A 15,773-nucleotide genomic window follows, 5' to 3' on the forward strand; every position below is an offset into this window, starting at 1 on the left:
ACATGCGCGTCTGGTACAACAGGACGTTTTCGTCCGTGAATGCGGCGATCAAGCTGATCCGCGAAGCCGATACCGAAGGCCGTTTCACCATCGTCCACAGCAACGCCAACCGCCATGCGCCGGCCGCGCGCCTGGCCCATGAATTCCACGTCGAGCCCACCGGCCTGAAAGGCGACGCCTATGTCGACTGGTGCCTCGCGTTCTGCCGCGACCAAAAAATCGACGTCTTCGTGCCGGGCCGCGAAGCCACCGTGCTGGCCGCCGAACATGCGCGCTTCGCGGACGTCGGCACGCGCGTGCTCAGCGCCGCGCCGCCGGCGCAACTGAAACGCATCCACGACAAGGCCGATTTCTATGCCGCGACGGTGCTGCCGGACGCGCCGGTGGCGGCCTTTCGCCCCTTCGAGACACTGGAGCAGTTCGACGCCGCCTATGCCCAACTGCGCCCGCAGCACGCGAAGCTGTGCATCAAGCCGGCGCACGGCATCTATGGCCTGGGCTTCGCCATCATCGACGAAGAACGCAGCAGCGCCGCGCTCCTGATGAAAGGCGTCGAATACCATATCGGCTACCAGGACCTGCGCCGCGGGCTGGGCGAACTGGACTCCTTCAATACCATGCTGCTGATGGAATTCCTGGAAGGCCCCGAATACAGCGTCGATTGCGTGGGCGACCATGGGCGCCTGGTGGCGGCCGTGGTGCGCCGCAAGCTGCCGCAAGCCGGCAGCGGCCAGCTGATCGACATGCGCCAGGACATCCTGGATGCGACCGCGCGCCTGTGCGCCGACTACCAGTTGAATGGTGTGTTCAACGCCCAGTTCCGCGAAGGCGGCGGCCGTCCGCGCCTGCTGGAGATCAATCCACGCATGTCGGGCGGGATCGGCATGGCCTGCCTGGCCGGCCCCAACCTCCCCTATATCGCGCTGCGCGGCTTCGCCGAAGGCTATGAGGGTCTCGAGATTCCCGCGCCGCGCCACGGCATGCGCGTGGCCGAAGTCAGCGTCGCGACGGAGCTGGCATGAACGCGCCACTCCCGACGCCTGTTCAGCGTATTGAGCTTCAGGTTGAGCTACCAACGGGCACGCTCGACCTGCGCATCGACAGCGGCGCATCCGAACTCGACGCCCTGCTCGGCTTTGCCGCGCGCGCCAACGCCAAGCGCGGCTTCCTGTTCCTGAGCAAGGTGCTGGGCAAGCACTGGCCGGCGCAGCCGATCGACATGCTAATGGTGCACGAGCGCCTGGCCGCGACCGTGCCGCAGTTGAAAGGCGCGGTGCAAGGCCCGGTGGTGTTCATCGCCATGGCGGAGACCGCGATCGGGCTGGGCCAGGGCGTGTTCGAAGCCTGGGTGCGCGCCCATCCGGACCAGCAGGCGCTGTTCCTGCACACCACCCGCTACCGGGTCGGCAACGGCCCGCTGATCGAATTCGAGGAAGCGCACAGCCATGCGCCGCGCCAGTTCCTGCACACGCCGGTCGATCCTGAGCTGAATGCCCTGCTGCTGGCCGCGCGCACCCTGGTGCTGGTGGACGACGAGGCCAGCACCGGCAATACCTTCGTCAACCTTGCCGCCGCCTGCCGCCGCCTGAATCCAGGCCTGGAGCGGGTGCACCTGGCCACGATCACCAATTTCATGGGCCGCGCCACGACAGAGGCGCTGGACGCCCGCTTCGGCATGCCGACTACCTGCGGCGCGCTGGTCGAGGGCGAATTCAGCTTCGCGCAAGGCCCTTCGCCGCCCGACCAGGGCGTCGCCCAGCGCTATGCGGAAGACGCCGACCGCGGTGCCAGCGCCGCCTTCGGCCGCCTCGGCACGGCGCGCGCATTGAGGACGCCGGAGCAATTGGCGGCGCGCCTGGCCGGCGAATTTGCTCCCGCCAGCCGGGTGCTGGTGCTGGGCACCGGCGAATTCATGCACGTCTCGACCCTGTTCGGCGCCGCCTTGCAGCGCCAGGGCGTCGACGTGGTGGTGCAGTCGACCACGCGCTCGCCGATCCTCACCTGGGGCGCGGTGGACCATGCATTGACCTTCCCCGACAACTACGGCGAAGGCATTGCCAATTACCTGTACAACGTCGCGCCGGGCCAGTACGACCACGTGCTGGTCTGCCACGAGACCGCGCCCGGCCCAGCGCTGTTCACGCTGGTGCGCCTGCTGCAGGCGCGCCTGTTCCACTTCCAGTCCGAGGACCACGTTGAAGAAGTTCCTGTTCGCTGACCTGGACGACACACTGTTCCAGACCCTCGGTAAATGCGGCGCGCACCGGGACATCCCGGACGCGCTGGCGCCGGCCGCCTATTACAAGGACGGCAGCATCTGTTCATACACGACGCCGGCCCAGCGTTCCTTCCTGACCCTGCTGCAGGACGGGATGACGATGATCCCGACCACCGCGCGCGACCTCGACGGGCTGCGCCGCGTGACCCTGCCGTTCGACAGCTACGCCGTCATCAACTACGGCGGCGTGGTGCTCGAGCCGGGTGGCGCAGTCGACCAGCCCTGGCTGGATGGCATGCGCACGGCGATGCATGCCGCCCTGCCCGGCCTCCTGGCGCTGGCCGCCCACATCGACGACCATGGCGCACGCACCGGCTATGGCGGCCGCGCGCGCATGATCGAGGATTTCGCCACCCCGTTCTTCCTGGTGGTGAAGGATCCGGACAAACAGGCCGAGCGCCTGGCGCCGCTCGAGGAAGACGTGGTGCGGCCCTGGATCGCCGACGGCGACCGCGACTACTTCATCCACCGCAACGGCAACAACCTGGCCATCTTGCCGAAAGCGCTAAACAAGGCCAACGCGGTGGCCCACATCACCGCGCGTTTGAAGGAAGAACACGGCGAAATCGTCACCTTCGGCATGGGCGACAGCCGCTCGGACGCGCGCTTCATGGCCGCCTGCGACTACGCCATCATCCCGCGCGGCACCCAGCTCGCCGGCATCACCGTGGGGGCGCTGTGAGCGACTGGGAAGATTTCTCCGGCAGCTACCGCAAGGGCGAGGTCAGCTTCCTGCTGCGCCGCCTGCCGCAGGAAGGCTTCGTCGACGTCGCCGAGAAGGAAGCGCTGATCCAGAGCGGCCAACGCCACTACAGCCAGATGCTGTCGCCCGAGTCGAAACCTTCCGCGCGCTATATGGCATTGTTCGACGAGGCCTGCCGCGCCAACAATGCGCGCATGGCGCGCGACTGCCTGCGCCTGGCCCGGCTGATCGCCGCGCGCCCGCAGCACCGGCTGGCGCTGGTGTCGCTGGCGCGCGCCGGCACCCCGGTCGGCGTGGTGGTGGCCCGCCTGCTGCGCGAGCTGTTCGGACGCGACGCCGTGCACTACTCGATATCGATCGTGCGCGACCGCGGCATCGACGCCGCCGCCCTGCGCCACATCCTGGCGCATGGACACCAGGCCGATGCCATCGTCTTTCTCGACGGCTGGACCGGCAAGGGCGTGATTGCGCGCGAGCTGGCCGGTTCGATCGAGACGTTCAACGTGCGCCACGGCACCCATATCGACGCCGGCCTGCACGTGCTGTCCGACCTCGCCGGCGCCGCCGCCTGCGCGGCCTCGTGCGACGACTACCTGATCCCGTCGAGCATCCTCAACGCCACGGTGTCGGGCCTGGTGAGCCGCACCGTCATGAGCGACGACATGCGCGCCGACGACTTCCACGGCTGCGTGTTCTACCAGCAGTTCGCGGACGTAGACCGCTCACAGGCGTTTGCCGACGAGCTGGTGGGACTGGCGTTGGCGCTGGCGCAATCCGACACGCTGCCGCGCGCGGAACCGATCGACGCCGCGGCGGCGCGCGAGCGCTCGCAGACCTATATCGGCAGGGCGATGCGGCGCTACGGCGTCGCCGACGTCAACCTGGTCAAGCCCGGCATCGGCGAAGCCACGCGCGTGCTGCTGCGCCGCGTGCCGCGGCTGGTCGTGCTGCGCGACCCTGCCGCCACCGAGGTGGCGCACCTGGCCGTGCTGGCCGAAGAAAAACAGGTGCCGGTCGAGATCGACCCGCACCTTCCCTATCACGCAGTATCCCTGATCAGGAGTGCATCGGATGGCTAAATCACTGGGCGCGTCGCTGTACGTGCCGGCCAATCACAAGAACCTGACCGCGATCGCCAATGGCGATCGCCTGCCGCACGCGCGCTCGCTGATTTTCTGCACCGAGGACTCGATCGCCGACCGGGAACTCAGCTGGTCGCTGTTCAACCTGTCGGTGGTGCTGGCGAACATGCGCCTGGACGTGGCGGCCGACCGCTTCGTGCGGGTGCGTAATCCCGAAGTGCTGGCGCGCGTGCTGGCCATGCCGGGCGCCGACAAGCTGACCGGCTTCGTGCTGCCCAAGATCACGCGCCACAACTTCGACAGCTACTTCAAGCTGGTGCGCCACACCGAACATGTGCTGATGCCGACCCTGGAGACGGCCGAGGCCTTCGACGACGGCGAGATGCAGGGCCTGCGGGCCGCGCTGGAAGCGCCGGGCGTGCGCCACCGCATCCTGGCGCTGCGCATCGGCGGCAACGACCTGCTGGCCCTGCTCGGCCTGCGCCGCCCGCGCGGCATGACCTTGTACCGCACGCCGCTCGGGCCGGTGATTTCGCGCCTGGTGACGACCTTCCGTCCCTACGGCTTCATGCTGACCGCGCCGGTGTTCGAATACCTCGACCTGCCCGAACTGCTGGACCAGGAAGTGATCGAAGACCTGGCCCACGGCATGGTCGGCAAGACCGCGATCCACCCGACCCAGATCGCGGCGATCGAGCAGCACTTCAAGGTGACGCCGCAAGACCTGGCGGTGGCGCGCGCCATCCTCGACGCCTCGAGCCCGGCGGTGTTCCGCATGGACGACGCGATGCAGGAAGTCGCCACCCACCGCGCCTGGGCCGAGCGCACCCTCGAACAATCCCGCCTGTTCGGCTCGCGCGCCGAACTGGGCCACAAACCATTCCTGGAAGGAGAACCTTCATGACTACTCAATTTGGACGGGGACAGAAAGGCAAGCTGACCGACCTCGGCACCGGCAACGTCTTCAACGTCGACGTCGAGATCGCCGCCAACGGCGCCTCGGTCGACGTCTCGTGCTTTGGCCTGGACGCCAACGACAAGCTGTCGGACGACCGCTACATGGTGTTCTACAACCAGCTGACCAGCCCCGAAGGCGCGGTGCGCCTGGACCTGGGCGGCGGCCGCGCGCGCTTCGCGGTGAATCTCGACTTGCTGCCCAGCTCGATCGCAAAGCTCGTGTTCGTGGCCGCGATCGACGGCGCGGCCACCATGCGCACCCTGGGCGCCAGCTCCCTGTCGCTGGGCAGCGCCGTGCGCTTCCCGTGGTCGGGCGCCGACTTCGGCGACGAGAAGGCCCTGATCGTGGCCGAGATCTACCGCCGCGATGGGCTGTGGCGCTTCGGCGCCGTCGGCCAGGGTTTCAATGGCGGCCTGTCGGCGCTGCTGGCCAACTTCGGCGGAACCGAGGCCGGCTCCTCGACCAGGGCGCCTGCGGCCGCACCTGTTGCCGCACCCGCGCCCGCACCCGCGGCACGGACGGTGTCGCTGTCCAAGGTCACGCTCGACAAGCGCGGCGACAAGGTCTCGCTCGACAAGCGCCCCGGCGGCGGCTATGGCCGCATCCACGTCAACCTGAACTGGAACCAGGCCGCGATCGCGCCGCCTCCTGCCTCGCCACCGCCGCCATCCTCGGCCGCGCGCGGCGGCGGCTTCCTCGACCGCCTCACCAGCATGGCGGGCGACCTCGCCAACAAGGCCGGCGAAATGGCCAACAAGGCCGGCGGGGCGCGCAAGGGCCGCAGCGGCATCGACCTCGATCTCGGCTGCATGTACGAACTGGCCGACGGCCGCCGCGGCCTCGTGCAGGCGCTGGGCAACACCTTCGGCGACTACGAGCGCGAACCCTTCATGCAACTGGATGCCGACGACCGCACCGGCGCCGCCGCCAATGGCGAGAACCTGTTCATCAACGGCGAACGTTTCGACCAGATCAAGCGCGCGGTGATCTTCTCCTTCATCTACGAAGGCGCGGCCAACTGGGCCGTGACCAATGGCGTGGTGACGGTGACGGCGCCGGGCCAGGCGCCGGTCGAAGTGAAACTTGATGGCGGCGACCGCCAGATCATGTGCGCGATCGCGCTGATCGAAAACCGCGGCGGCAACCTGGTGATCACCAAGCTGGCCGAGTACTTCCAGCAGCAGGGCATGACCAGCGCTCATGAGCTGATGGACCGGCACTACGGCTTCGGCATGCGCTGGAAGACGGGTAGTAAATAAGCGGCAGTAAATAAGTCTGTTACGACAGGGCTGCTACCACTTGCAGCCCTTGCCGGTGATGGTGTCGATGGCGAGAGGGACCAGGAGCAGGATATTGGCCTTTTCGCCGCCGGCATACTTGGTCTGGCAATCCGGGACCTTCGCCTTTCTCACCGCACGCGACAGCGCGCTGTCATCGCTGGCGCGTAGCCGCTCCAGTGCGGCCGGACCGCGTTCGCTGTCCGCCTGACGCGCGGCCGCGCGCAATGCCTCCATATCGACCCGTCCCGGCTGCGGCGCCAAGTCCGGCGCCTCGGCTGCATGGGTTTCCTCGCTGGCCAGGACCGGCACCGCCACCAACGCCGATTCGACGGGCGCCGTTGCCGCCGGACGTCGTACCGGTGAGCGTGGCGCGACAGCCGGCCGAGGATCGGCGGGAGCGGCTGCTGCGAGAAGCTAGGGTCAAAGCTAGGGTCAGGTCTGACATTTGGACACGAGCTCAGCTCTCAAAAGCGTTTGTTGTCGAGGCCGTGTCTAAATGTCAGACCTGACCCCGTCGTAGACCCCGTCGTACGCGCCACGCCGTGGCGTCGGCGCCAGGCTGGCAGCGGCGCATCGACGGTCTCCAGGCGAGCGATCGCCGCCAATGTCTAAATGTCAGACCTGACCCCGTCGTATTTGTTGTCGAGGCCGTGTCTAAATGTCAGACCTGACCCCGTCGTTTGTGTCTAAATGTCAGACCTGACCCCGTCGTTTGTGACCCGTCGTTTGACCTCGACCCCGTCGTTTGACCTTCGACCCCGTCGTTGCATGACTGGACCAGTCCAGGCGCCGCAAATGACAAGGGCCGGATCCCCGCGAACGGTCGATCCGGCCCTTGCAGCGCTGGCGGAGGCATCCGCCGGCACTTGATTTTGTATTACTGCAGCTTGATTTCGACGTCGACGCCAGCTGGCAGGTCCAGCTTCATCAGTGCGTCAACGGTCTTGTCGGTTGGGTCCACGATGTCCATCAGACGCTGGTGCGTACGGATTTCGAACTGGTCGCGCGAGGTCTTGTTCACGTGTGGCGAACGCAGCACGTCGAAACGCTGGATGCGGGTTGGCAGTGGGACTGGGCCCTTGACGACGGCGCCGGTACGCTTGGCGGTGTCAACGATTTCCAGAGCCGATTGGTCGATCAGCTTGTAGTCGAATGCTTTGAGGCGAATACGGATTTTCTGGTTAGCGGACATGCTATTTCCTTTAAAGAACGTTCCGGCTGTTTGCCGGCAATGTGGTCAAGTCACTTCGGTACTGCTCAAGAGGCGGGAGTATAGCATCGTTCCCGCTCAAACAGATGGGGACAGACCAAAAAGTCTGTCCCCATCGTTGTGCCGGTCAGACGCTCACAGGGAGCAGCGACCGGCGATCAGGCCTGATGAATTAGGCCAGGATCTTTGCAACAACGCCGGCGCCGACGGTACGGCCACCTTCGCGGATTGCGAAGCGCAGACCTTCTTCCATCGCGATCGGAGCGATCAGCTTGACGGTGATCGAGACGTTATCGCCTGGCATGACCATTTCTTTGTCTGCTGGCAGTTCGATCGAACCGGTCACGTCAGTCGTACGGAAGTAGAACTGAGGACGATAGTTGTTGAAGAACGGGGTGTGACGGCCGCCTTCGTCTTTCGACAGGACGTAGATCTCACCGGTGAAGTGGTTGTGCGGCTTGATCGAGCCTGGCTTTGCCAGGACTTGACCACGTTGCACGTCTTCACGCTTGGTGCCGCGCAGCAGCAGGCCGACGTTGTCGCCAGCTTGACCCTGGTCCAGCAGCTTACGGAACATTTCCACGCCGGTGCAGGTGGTTTTCACGGTGTCGACGATACCGATGATTTCGATCTCTTCGCCGACTTTGACAACGCCGCGCTCGACACGACCGGTCACCACGGTGCCGCGACCCGAGATCGAGAACACGTCTTCCACTGGCATCAGGAAGGCGCCGTCAACAGCGCGCTCTGGCGTTGGGATGTAGGTGTCCAGGGCTTCAGCCAGACGGGTGATGCACTCTTCGCCCATTTCGCCTGGTTTGCCTTCGAGGGCCATACGTGCCGAACCCTTGATGATTGGCACGTCGTCGCCTGGGAACTCGTATTTCGACAGGAGCTCGCGGACTTCCATTTCGACCAGTTCCAGCAGTTCTGCGTCGTCGACCAGGTCGCACTTGTTCAGGAACACGATGATGTATGGAACACCAACCTGACGCGCCAGCAGGATGTGCTCGCGGGTCTGTGGCATTGGGCCGTCAGCGGCCGAGCACACCAGGATCGCGCCGTCCATCTGCGCAGCACCGGTAATCATGTTCTTGATGTAGTCGGCGTGGCCTGGGCAGTCAACGTGCGCGTAGTGACGGTTTTCGGTTTCGTACTCGACGTGCGCGGTGTTGATGGTGATGCCGCGTGCTTTTTCTTCCGGAGCCGCATCGATCTGGTCGTAGGCCTTGGCTTCGCCGCCGAATTTCTTCGACAGGACGGTAGCGATTGCAGCCGTCAGGGTGGTTTTACCGTGGTCAACGTGACCGATGGTGCCGACGTTGACGTGCGGTTTGGTCCGTTCGAATTTACCTTTTGCCATTTCCAAATTCCTTTAAGAGAAACGATATATTTGTTTAACTGGGGAGACGGGACGTCCCATCTCCCCATTATCTATTACTTGGACTTCGCGGTGACGATGGCGTCAATCACGTGCTTCGGAGCTTCCGAATAGTGCTTGAATTCCATCGTGTAGGTCGCGCGGCCCTGGGTCGCCGAACGCAGCGAGGTCGAGTAACCGAACATTTCCGACAGTGGCACTTCGGCTTTGATGATCTTGCCGCCGCCGCCTGGGATTTCGTCCATGCCTTGCACCATACCGCGACGCGACGACAGATCGCCCATCACCGAACCGGCGTAGTCTTCTGGCGTTTCGACTTCCACGGCCATCATCGGCTCGAGGATGACCGGGCTGGCTTTACGGCAGCCGTCTTTGAACGCCATCGAACCGGCCATGCGGAACGCATTTTCGTTCGAGTCGACATCGTGGTACGAACCGAAGGTCAGGGTGACTTTGACGTCGACCACTGGGTAACCGGCCAGCACGCCCGAAGTCAGGGTCTCGCGCACACCTTTTTCGACTGCAGGGATGTATTCGCGTGGAACCACACCGCCCTTGATCGCGTCGACGAACTCGAAGCCTTTACCTGGCTCTTGCGGCTCGATCGACAGGACTGCGTGACCGTACTGACCACGACCGCCCGACTGCTTGACGAACTTGCCTTCGACGTCGGTGACTGCCTTGCGGATGGTTTCGCGGTATGCAACCTGTGGCTTGCCGACGGTTGCTTCCACGTTGAACTCACGCTTCATGCGGTCAACGATAATTTCCAGGTGCAGCTCGCCCATACCACCGATGATGGTCTGGCCCGATTCTTCGTCGGTACGCACGCGGAACGACGGATCTTCTTGTGCCAGGCGGTTCAGCGCCAGGCCCATTTTTTCCTGGTCAGCCTTGGTCTTTGGCTCGACAGCCTGCTGGATGACCGGCTCAGGGAAGACCATTTTTTCCAGGGTGATGATCGCCGAAGGATCGCACAGGGTTTCGCCCGTGGTCGCTTCTTTCAGGCCGACCGCAGCGGCGATGTCGCCGGCACGGACTTCCTTGATTTCTTCGCGCTGGTTGGCGTGCATCTGCAGAATACGACCCAGGCGTTCCTTCTTGCCCTTGACCGGGTTGTAGACGGTGTCGCCCGAATTGATCATGCCCGAGTAGACGCGGAAGAAGATCAGCTGGCCCACGAACGGGTCGGTCATGATCTTGAATGCCAGCGCCGAGAATTTCTCGTTATCGTCGGCCTTACGGGTGACCACTTGGTCATCTTCGTCGGTACCGGCGACTGGTGGGATGTCGATCGGCGATGGCAGGTATTCGACCACGGCGTCGAGCATGGCTTGCACGCCCTTGTTCTTGAACGCGGTGCCGCACATCATCGGGACGATTTCCGATGCGATGGTGCGCTGACGCAGAGCAGCCTTGATCTCGGCTTCGGTCAGGTCGCCTTCTTCCAGGTACTTGTTCATCAGCTCTTCGCTGGCTTCAGCAGCGGTCTCGACCAGCTTCTCGCGCCATTCGTTGGCTTGATCGACCAGTTCCGCAGGGATGTCGCGGTAGTCGAACTTCATGCCTTGCGATGCTTCGTCCCAGATGATTGCTTTCATCTTGACCAGGTCGACCACGCCCAGGAAGTTTTCTTCCGCGCCGATCGGGATCTGCAGAGGGATCGGGTTCGCCTTCAGGCGAGCGCGCATCTGCTCGTAGACCTTGAAGAAGTTCGCGCCGGTACGGTCCATCTTGTTGACGAAGGCCAGACGTGGAACTTTGTACTTGTTAGCCTGACGCCACACGGTTTCCGACTGTGGCTGCACGCCGCCGACTGCGCAGTAAACCATGCAGGCGCCGTCGAGCACGCGCATCGAGCGTTCGACTTCAATGGTGAAGTCAACGTGGCCCGGGGTGTCGATGATGTTGATGTGGTGAGGCTCGAAGTTACCGGCCATACCTTTCCAGAAGCAGGTCGTCGCTGCCGAGGTAATGGTAATGCCGCGCTCTTGCTCTTGCTCCATCCAGTCCATCGTCGCTGCGCCATCGTGCACTTCGCCGATCTTGTGGTTGACGCCCGTGTAGAACAGGACGCGTTCGGTGGTGGTGGTTTTACCAGCATCGATGTGAGCCGAAATACCGATATTGCGGTAGCGCTCGATGGGGGTCTTGCGTGCCATAATTTTTCCTAAATCTTTGAATGGACAAAACCGAGCAACATCTTGACGATCAAAATGAGCTCGGCCTGAACAACAGATACTGCAAGGGCCTTAGATTGGGGCAAAAAGCCCCAAGCCAAGTCCTGATGCTTAGAAGCGGAAGTGCGAGAACGCCTTGTTCGCTTCTGCCATGCGGTGGACTTCGTCACGACGCTTCATCGCGCCGCCGCGGCCTTCAGCCGCTTCCATCAGTTCACCACCCAGACGTTGCGGCATGGATTTTTCGCTGCGCTTGTTTGCGGCTTCGCGCAACCAACGCATGGACAGCGCCATACGACGAACCGGACGAACTTCCACTGGCACCTGGTAGTTGGCGCCACCGACACGGCGGGATTTGACTTCCACCAGCGGTTTAGCGTTGTTGATCGCGGTCGTGAACACTTCCAGCGGGTCTTTGCCCGACTTGGATTGAATGTGTTCGAATGCACCGTAGATGATGTTTTCTGCAACCGACTTCTTGCCGGACAGCATCAGAACGTTGACGAATTTGGCGACATCGGTGTTGCCGAATTTTGGATCCGGCAGGATCTCGCGCTTGGGTACTTCACGACGACGTGGCATTTCAATTCCTTCCTGTCTTCAGTTGAGTGCGGATTCCGCACTCGCGAAAGGTCCTCATGACCCTTCACTTACTCGGCCTTGCGGCCGGCTCAACTTATCTAATTAATGTGACGTGTCAGTGACACGTGCCGCCTTGGCGACCGAAGATATTACTTCTTCGCAGCCTTGGCACGCTTGGCGCCGTACTTCGAGCGCGCTTGCTTACGGTCTTTGACGCCCTGGGTATCCAGTGCACCGCGAACCATGTGGTAACGCACACCTGGCAAGTCTTTCACACGGCCGCCGCGCAGCAGCACGACACTGTGTTCTTGCAGGTTGTGGCCTTCACCGCCGATGTACGAAATGACTTCGAAACCGTTGGTCAGACGCACTTTAGCGACTTTACGAAGTGCCGAGTTAGGCTTCTTCGGGGTGGTGGTGTACACACGGGTGCACACGCCACGTTTTTGCGGGCAGTTTTCCAGTGCCGGCGACTTGCTCTTCACAACCGCGGCTTCACGCGGCTTGCGAATCAGTTGATTGATGGTTGGCATCGTTCCTAATCCAACAAAATTGCTACTGAATTGACGACCCGAGACGGCGAACATGCAGGCCCGGGGACTAAAACCTAGTCCCGTAAGAACTGACAGCGGAGGCGACGATAGCCACTCAGCAAAGGAGCGGCTGCGAATGCGTATACGATGTGCAGAATAAAAACGAGAACTCGCGAATATACGCCGAATGTGACGGCAGGTCAACCGATTTGCCGCTCGGTTAAGCCGGCTTGGGCAACCGGCCCGGTAAACCGTGGTGAATGTGGCATCACCGCGACAGGCCCTGCCCCATCGCGGTGCAGGACGCGTCCGCCAGGCATCAGGCTTGACGGGCGATCGCCACGAAGGCTTCCAGGTAGGCGGTGCCGGCATCCACCTCGCGCGTGCCCAGGAATATCTGCTTGAACACCCCTTCTTGCCCCAGCCGCACCGGCGCCACCGCCATCCGGCCCGCGTACTCGTCCACCAGCCAGCGCGGCAGCGCCGCCACGCCGCGGCCGCTGGCCACCATCTGCAGCATGATGTCGGTGGTCTCGATCGTCTTGCGCTGACGCGGCGCGCAGCCGGCCGGCAGGAAGAACTGGCTATAGATGTCGAGCCGCTCGAGGTCGACCGGATAGGTGATCAACACGTCGTCCGACAGGTCTGCCGGCTCGACGTGGGAACGCCCGGCCAGCCGATGGCCGCTGCCCACCACCAGCACCTGCTCGTAATCGAAAACCGGCACGAAGCGCAGCCCCGGCTTGAACAGGGGGTCGGGCGTGACCAGCAGGTCGATCTCGTAGCCGTGCAAGGCCTTGAGGCCGCCGAACTGGAAGCGCTGCTTGACGTCGACGTCGACCTCGGGCCACGCCGCCAGATAGGGATCCACCACTTTCAGCAACCACTGGTAGCAGGGGTGACACTCCATCCCGATGCGCAGAGTGCCGCGTTCGCCGCGCGCATATTCGTGCATCAGGCGCTCGGCGTGCTCCAGCTGGGGCAGCACCCGCTCGGCAAGCGTCAATAGATAGCGCCCGGCCTGGGTCAGGCGCAATGAGCGTCCCTCGCGCGTCCAGACCGGCGTGCCGAGCTGCTGTTCGAGCTTCTTCACCGTGTGGCTCAGGGCCGACTGCGTCAGGCACAGCACGTCGGCGGCGGCGGTCAGCGAGCCGCGCCGGTCGACCTCGCGGATCAGGGACAGGTGGATGCGTTCGATCATGTCACATGAACAGAATTAATGGATGAATGAAATCATACCAATTTTATTCATGAATCAAGCGGCTTATGATGAACTCATCCATTCTTCATCAGGCTGACACCATCATGACAACCACCCACACCCTCGGCTTTCCGCGCATCGGCGCGCGCCGCGAACTGAAATTCGCCCTCGAACGCTTCTGGAAGGGCGAGGCCACGGCCCAGGAACTCGGGGCCCAGGCCGCCGGGCTGCGCCAGCGCCACTGGCAACAGCAATCGAAGCTCGACTTCGCGCCGGTCGGCGATTTCTCCCTGTATGACCAGGTGCTCGACATGAGCTTCACGCTCGGGAATGTGCCGGAGCGCGCTCACAGCCACCATGGCGATGCGCTGGACGCTTACTTTCGAGTGGCGCGCGGTCGCAGCCAGGGCGACCACGACCACGCCTGCGGCGGCGTCCACGCCGGCGAAATGACCAAGTGGTTCGACACCAACTACCACTACATCGTCCCCGAATTCGGCGCCGACACCAGTTTCAGGCTCGACACCGCGCGCCTCGACGAACAGCTGGCCCAGGCGCGCACCCTCGGCGTCAAGGCGAAACCGGTCATCGTCGGCCCCCTGACCTATCTGTGGCTGGGCAAGGCCAAGGATGGCAGCGACCGGCTCGACCTGTTGCCCCGCCTGCTGCCGGTGTATGCCGAGCTGCTGGCCTGGTTCGTCACGCAAGGCATCGAATGGGTGCAGGTCGACGAGCCGGCGCTGGTCACCGAACTCGATGCGCGCTGGCAGGCCGCTTATGCGAACGCCTACGACACGCTCGGTCACAGCGGCGCCAAACTGCTGCTGGCCACCTATTTCGGCCGTCTGGAAGATAACCTGACGCTGGCCTGCGCACTGCCAGTCGATGGCCTGCACCTGGATGCGATCAATGCCCGCGCCGAGATCGCGCCGGTGATCGACGCGCTGGGCCAGGACAAGGTGCTGTCGCTGGGCGTGATCGACGGCCGCAATATCTGGAAGACCGACCTGCACGCCACGCTCGAATGGCTCGAGCCGGTGCAGCGCCAGCTGGGCCAGCGCCTGTGGATCGCGCCATCGTGCTCGCTGCTGCATGTGCCGGTCGACCTGCAGAACGAGACCGCGCTCGATCCCGAAATCCGCTCCTGGCTGGCGTTCGCCGTGCAGAAGCTGGAAGAATTGCGCATCCTGGCCCATGCGCTCGACCATGGCCGCTCGCAGGTGCAGCTCGAACTGGTCGAGAACGCCGCCGCGATCGACCGCCGCCGCGCCTCGAAACGCGTGTCGAACCCGGAAGTGGCGCGGGCCCTGGCCGCGATCACTCCTCAGCTGGGCCAGCGCGCCAGCGGCCACGCCGAACGCAGCCTGAAACAGGCCGCCCTGCTCCAGCTGCCAAGCTACCCGACCACCACCATCGGTTCCTTCCCGCAGACGGCGGCGATCCGCCAGGCCCGCAATGCCCATAAAAAAGGCGACCTGGATGCGGCGGCGTATGAAGAAGCGATGCGCGGCGAGATCGCGCGCTGCGTGCGCGAGCAGGAAGCGCTGGGACTGGACGTGTTCGTGCACGGCGAGGCCGAACGCAACGACATGGTCGAATACTTCGGCGAGCAGCTCGACGGCTATGCCTTCAGTCAGAACGGCTGGGTGCAATCCTATGGCTCGCGCTGCGTGAAACCGCCGATCCTGTTCGGCGACGTGCGCCGGCCGCAGGCGATGACGGTCAAGTGGACCACCTATGCGCAGTCGCTGACCGACAAACCGATGAAGGGCATGCTGACCGGCCCGGTGACGATCCTGAACTGGTCCTTCGTGCGCGACGACCAGCCGAGGTCCGTGAGCTGCCGCCAGCTGGCCCTGGCCATCCGCGAGGAGGTGCTGGACCTGGAGCGCGCCGGCGTGCGCGTGATCCAGATCGACGAGGCGGCCCTGCGCGAAGGCTTGCCGCTACGGCGCGGCGAGTGGAAGGACTACCTGGACTGGGCGGTCGAATCGTTCCGCATCACGGCCAACGGCGTGGCCGACGAGACCCAGATCCACACCCATATGTGCTATTCGGAGTTCAACGACATCATCGCCGCGATCGCCGCGATGGATGCCGACGTGATCACGATCGAGACCTCGCGTTCGGATATGGAGCTGCTGGACGCCTTCGACGATTTTCAGTATCCGAACGAGATCGGGCCGGGCGTGTACGACATCCATTCGCCGAACATCCCGAGCCAGGACCACATCGTGGACCTGATGCGCAAGGCCGCCACCCGCATTCCAGCCGAGCGCCTGTGGATCAATCCCGACTGCGGCCTCAAGACCCGCAACTGGGAAGAGGTGCTGCCGGCGCTGCGCAATATGGTGGCGGCGGCGCGCACCTTGCGCGCCGCCTGAG

At 63.8% G+C, this 15,773-nt stretch carries 14 protein-coding genes; 7 read left to right on the forward strand and 7 right to left on the reverse strand.

Annotated features, from left to right (window positions below; all coding sequences use genetic code 11):
- The first annotated feature begins 2 nt into the window (after window positions 1-2).
- The 6 genes from AC3A6F_RS24000 to AC3A6F_RS24025 are packed head-to-tail and all read left to right on the forward strand — an operon-like array spanning window position 3 to window position 6,280.
- A complete protein-coding gene (locus AC3A6F_RS24000; RefSeq protein WP_487685977.1) occupies window positions 3-1,022 on the forward strand; it encodes an ATP-grasp domain-containing protein in 1,020 nt (339 codons plus the stop codon).
- A complete protein-coding gene (locus tag AC3A6F_RS24005; protein ID WP_487685980.1) occupies window positions 1,019-2,218 on the forward strand; it encodes a phosphoribosyltransferase domain-containing protein in 1,200 nt (399 codons plus the stop codon). The genes AC3A6F_RS24000 and AC3A6F_RS24005 overlap by 4 nt, the downstream gene beginning before the upstream one ends.
- Window positions 2,196-2,960, forward strand: a complete 765-nt coding sequence (locus AC3A6F_RS24010) for an HAD family hydrolase (RefSeq protein WP_487685983.1) — start codon at window positions 2,196-2,198, stop codon at window positions 2,958-2,960. Before AC3A6F_RS24005 ends, AC3A6F_RS24010 begins: the two co-directional genes overlap by 23 nt.
- On the forward strand, window positions 2,957-4,060 hold the full coding sequence (locus AC3A6F_RS24015) for a cysteine protease StiP family protein (RefSeq protein ID WP_487685986.1): 1,104 nt from the start codon (window positions 2,957-2,959) through the stop codon (window positions 4,058-4,060). The genes AC3A6F_RS24010 and AC3A6F_RS24015 overlap by 4 nt, the downstream gene beginning before the upstream one ends.
- Window positions 4,053-4,967: an HpcH/HpaI aldolase/citrate lyase family protein gene (locus tag AC3A6F_RS24020; protein ID WP_487685988.1), complete on the forward strand. Its 915-nt coding sequence runs from the start codon at window positions 4,053-4,055 to the stop codon at window positions 4,965-4,967. The genes AC3A6F_RS24015 and AC3A6F_RS24020 overlap by 8 nt, the downstream gene beginning before the upstream one ends.
- Window positions 4,964-6,280: a TerD family protein gene (locus tag AC3A6F_RS24025; RefSeq protein ID WP_487685990.1), complete on the forward strand. Its 1,317-nt coding sequence runs from the start codon at window positions 4,964-4,966 to the stop codon at window positions 6,278-6,280. The genes AC3A6F_RS24020 and AC3A6F_RS24025 overlap by 4 nt, the downstream gene beginning before the upstream one ends.
- Window positions 6,281-6,313: 33 nt before the next feature.
- On the opposite strand, the gene AC3A6F_RS24030 is transcribed toward AC3A6F_RS24025, so the two are convergent.
- From AC3A6F_RS24030 to AC3A6F_RS24060, 7 genes are all read right to left on the reverse strand, one after another.
- The gene (locus AC3A6F_RS24030; protein ID WP_487685993.1) at window positions 6,314-6,616 is read right to left on the reverse strand and encodes a hypothetical protein; all 303 of its coding nucleotides are present in this window, start codon (window positions 6,614-6,616) and stop codon (window positions 6,314-6,316) included.
- Between the two features lie 562 nt (window positions 6,617-7,178).
- On the reverse strand, window positions 7,179-7,493 hold the full coding sequence (rpsJ, locus tag AC3A6F_RS24035; protein ID WP_136219921.1) for a 30S ribosomal protein S10: 315 nt from the start codon (window positions 7,491-7,493) through the stop codon (window positions 7,179-7,181).
- 190 nt (window positions 7,494-7,683) lie between these two features.
- Window positions 7,684-8,874: an elongation factor Tu gene (gene tuf / locus AC3A6F_RS24040; protein ID WP_487684141.1), complete on the reverse strand. Its 1,191-nt coding sequence runs from the start codon at window positions 8,872-8,874 to the stop codon at window positions 7,684-7,686.
- A 74-nt stretch (window positions 8,875-8,948) separates the two neighbouring features.
- Window positions 8,949-11,054 carry an elongation factor G gene (gene fusA / locus AC3A6F_RS24045; protein WP_487685996.1) on the reverse strand — a complete coding sequence of 702 codons (2,106 nt, stop codon included), beginning with the start codon at window positions 11,052-11,054 and terminating at the stop codon, window positions 8,949-8,951.
- Between the two features lie 129 nt (window positions 11,055-11,183).
- A complete protein-coding gene (rpsG, locus tag AC3A6F_RS24050) occupies window positions 11,184-11,654 on the reverse strand; it encodes a 30S ribosomal protein S7 (RefSeq protein WP_005663516.1) in 471 nt (156 codons plus the stop codon).
- Between the two features lie 149 nt (window positions 11,655-11,803).
- Window positions 11,804-12,187 (reverse strand): 30S ribosomal protein S12, encoded by a 384-nt coding sequence (rpsL, locus tag AC3A6F_RS24055; protein ID WP_005663517.1) that lies wholly within the window; start codon window positions 12,185-12,187, stop codon window positions 11,804-11,806.
- Between the two features lie 319 nt (window positions 12,188-12,506).
- Window positions 12,507-13,388, reverse strand: a complete 882-nt coding sequence (locus tag AC3A6F_RS24060; RefSeq protein ID WP_487686000.1) for a LysR family transcriptional regulator — start codon at window positions 13,386-13,388, stop codon at window positions 12,507-12,509.
- A 104-nt stretch (window positions 13,389-13,492) separates the two neighbouring features.
- Between AC3A6F_RS24060 and metE the strand changes: the two genes are divergently transcribed.
- Complete coding sequence (metE, locus tag AC3A6F_RS24065) at window positions 13,493-15,772, forward strand: 5-methyltetrahydropteroyltriglutamate--homocysteine S-methyltransferase (protein WP_487686003.1); 2,280 nt, start codon at window positions 13,493-13,495, stop codon at window positions 15,770-15,772.
- Window position 15,773: the final 1 nt, after the last annotated feature.

It is taken from the genome of Massilia sp. Soil_C_3, assembly GCF_057657035.1.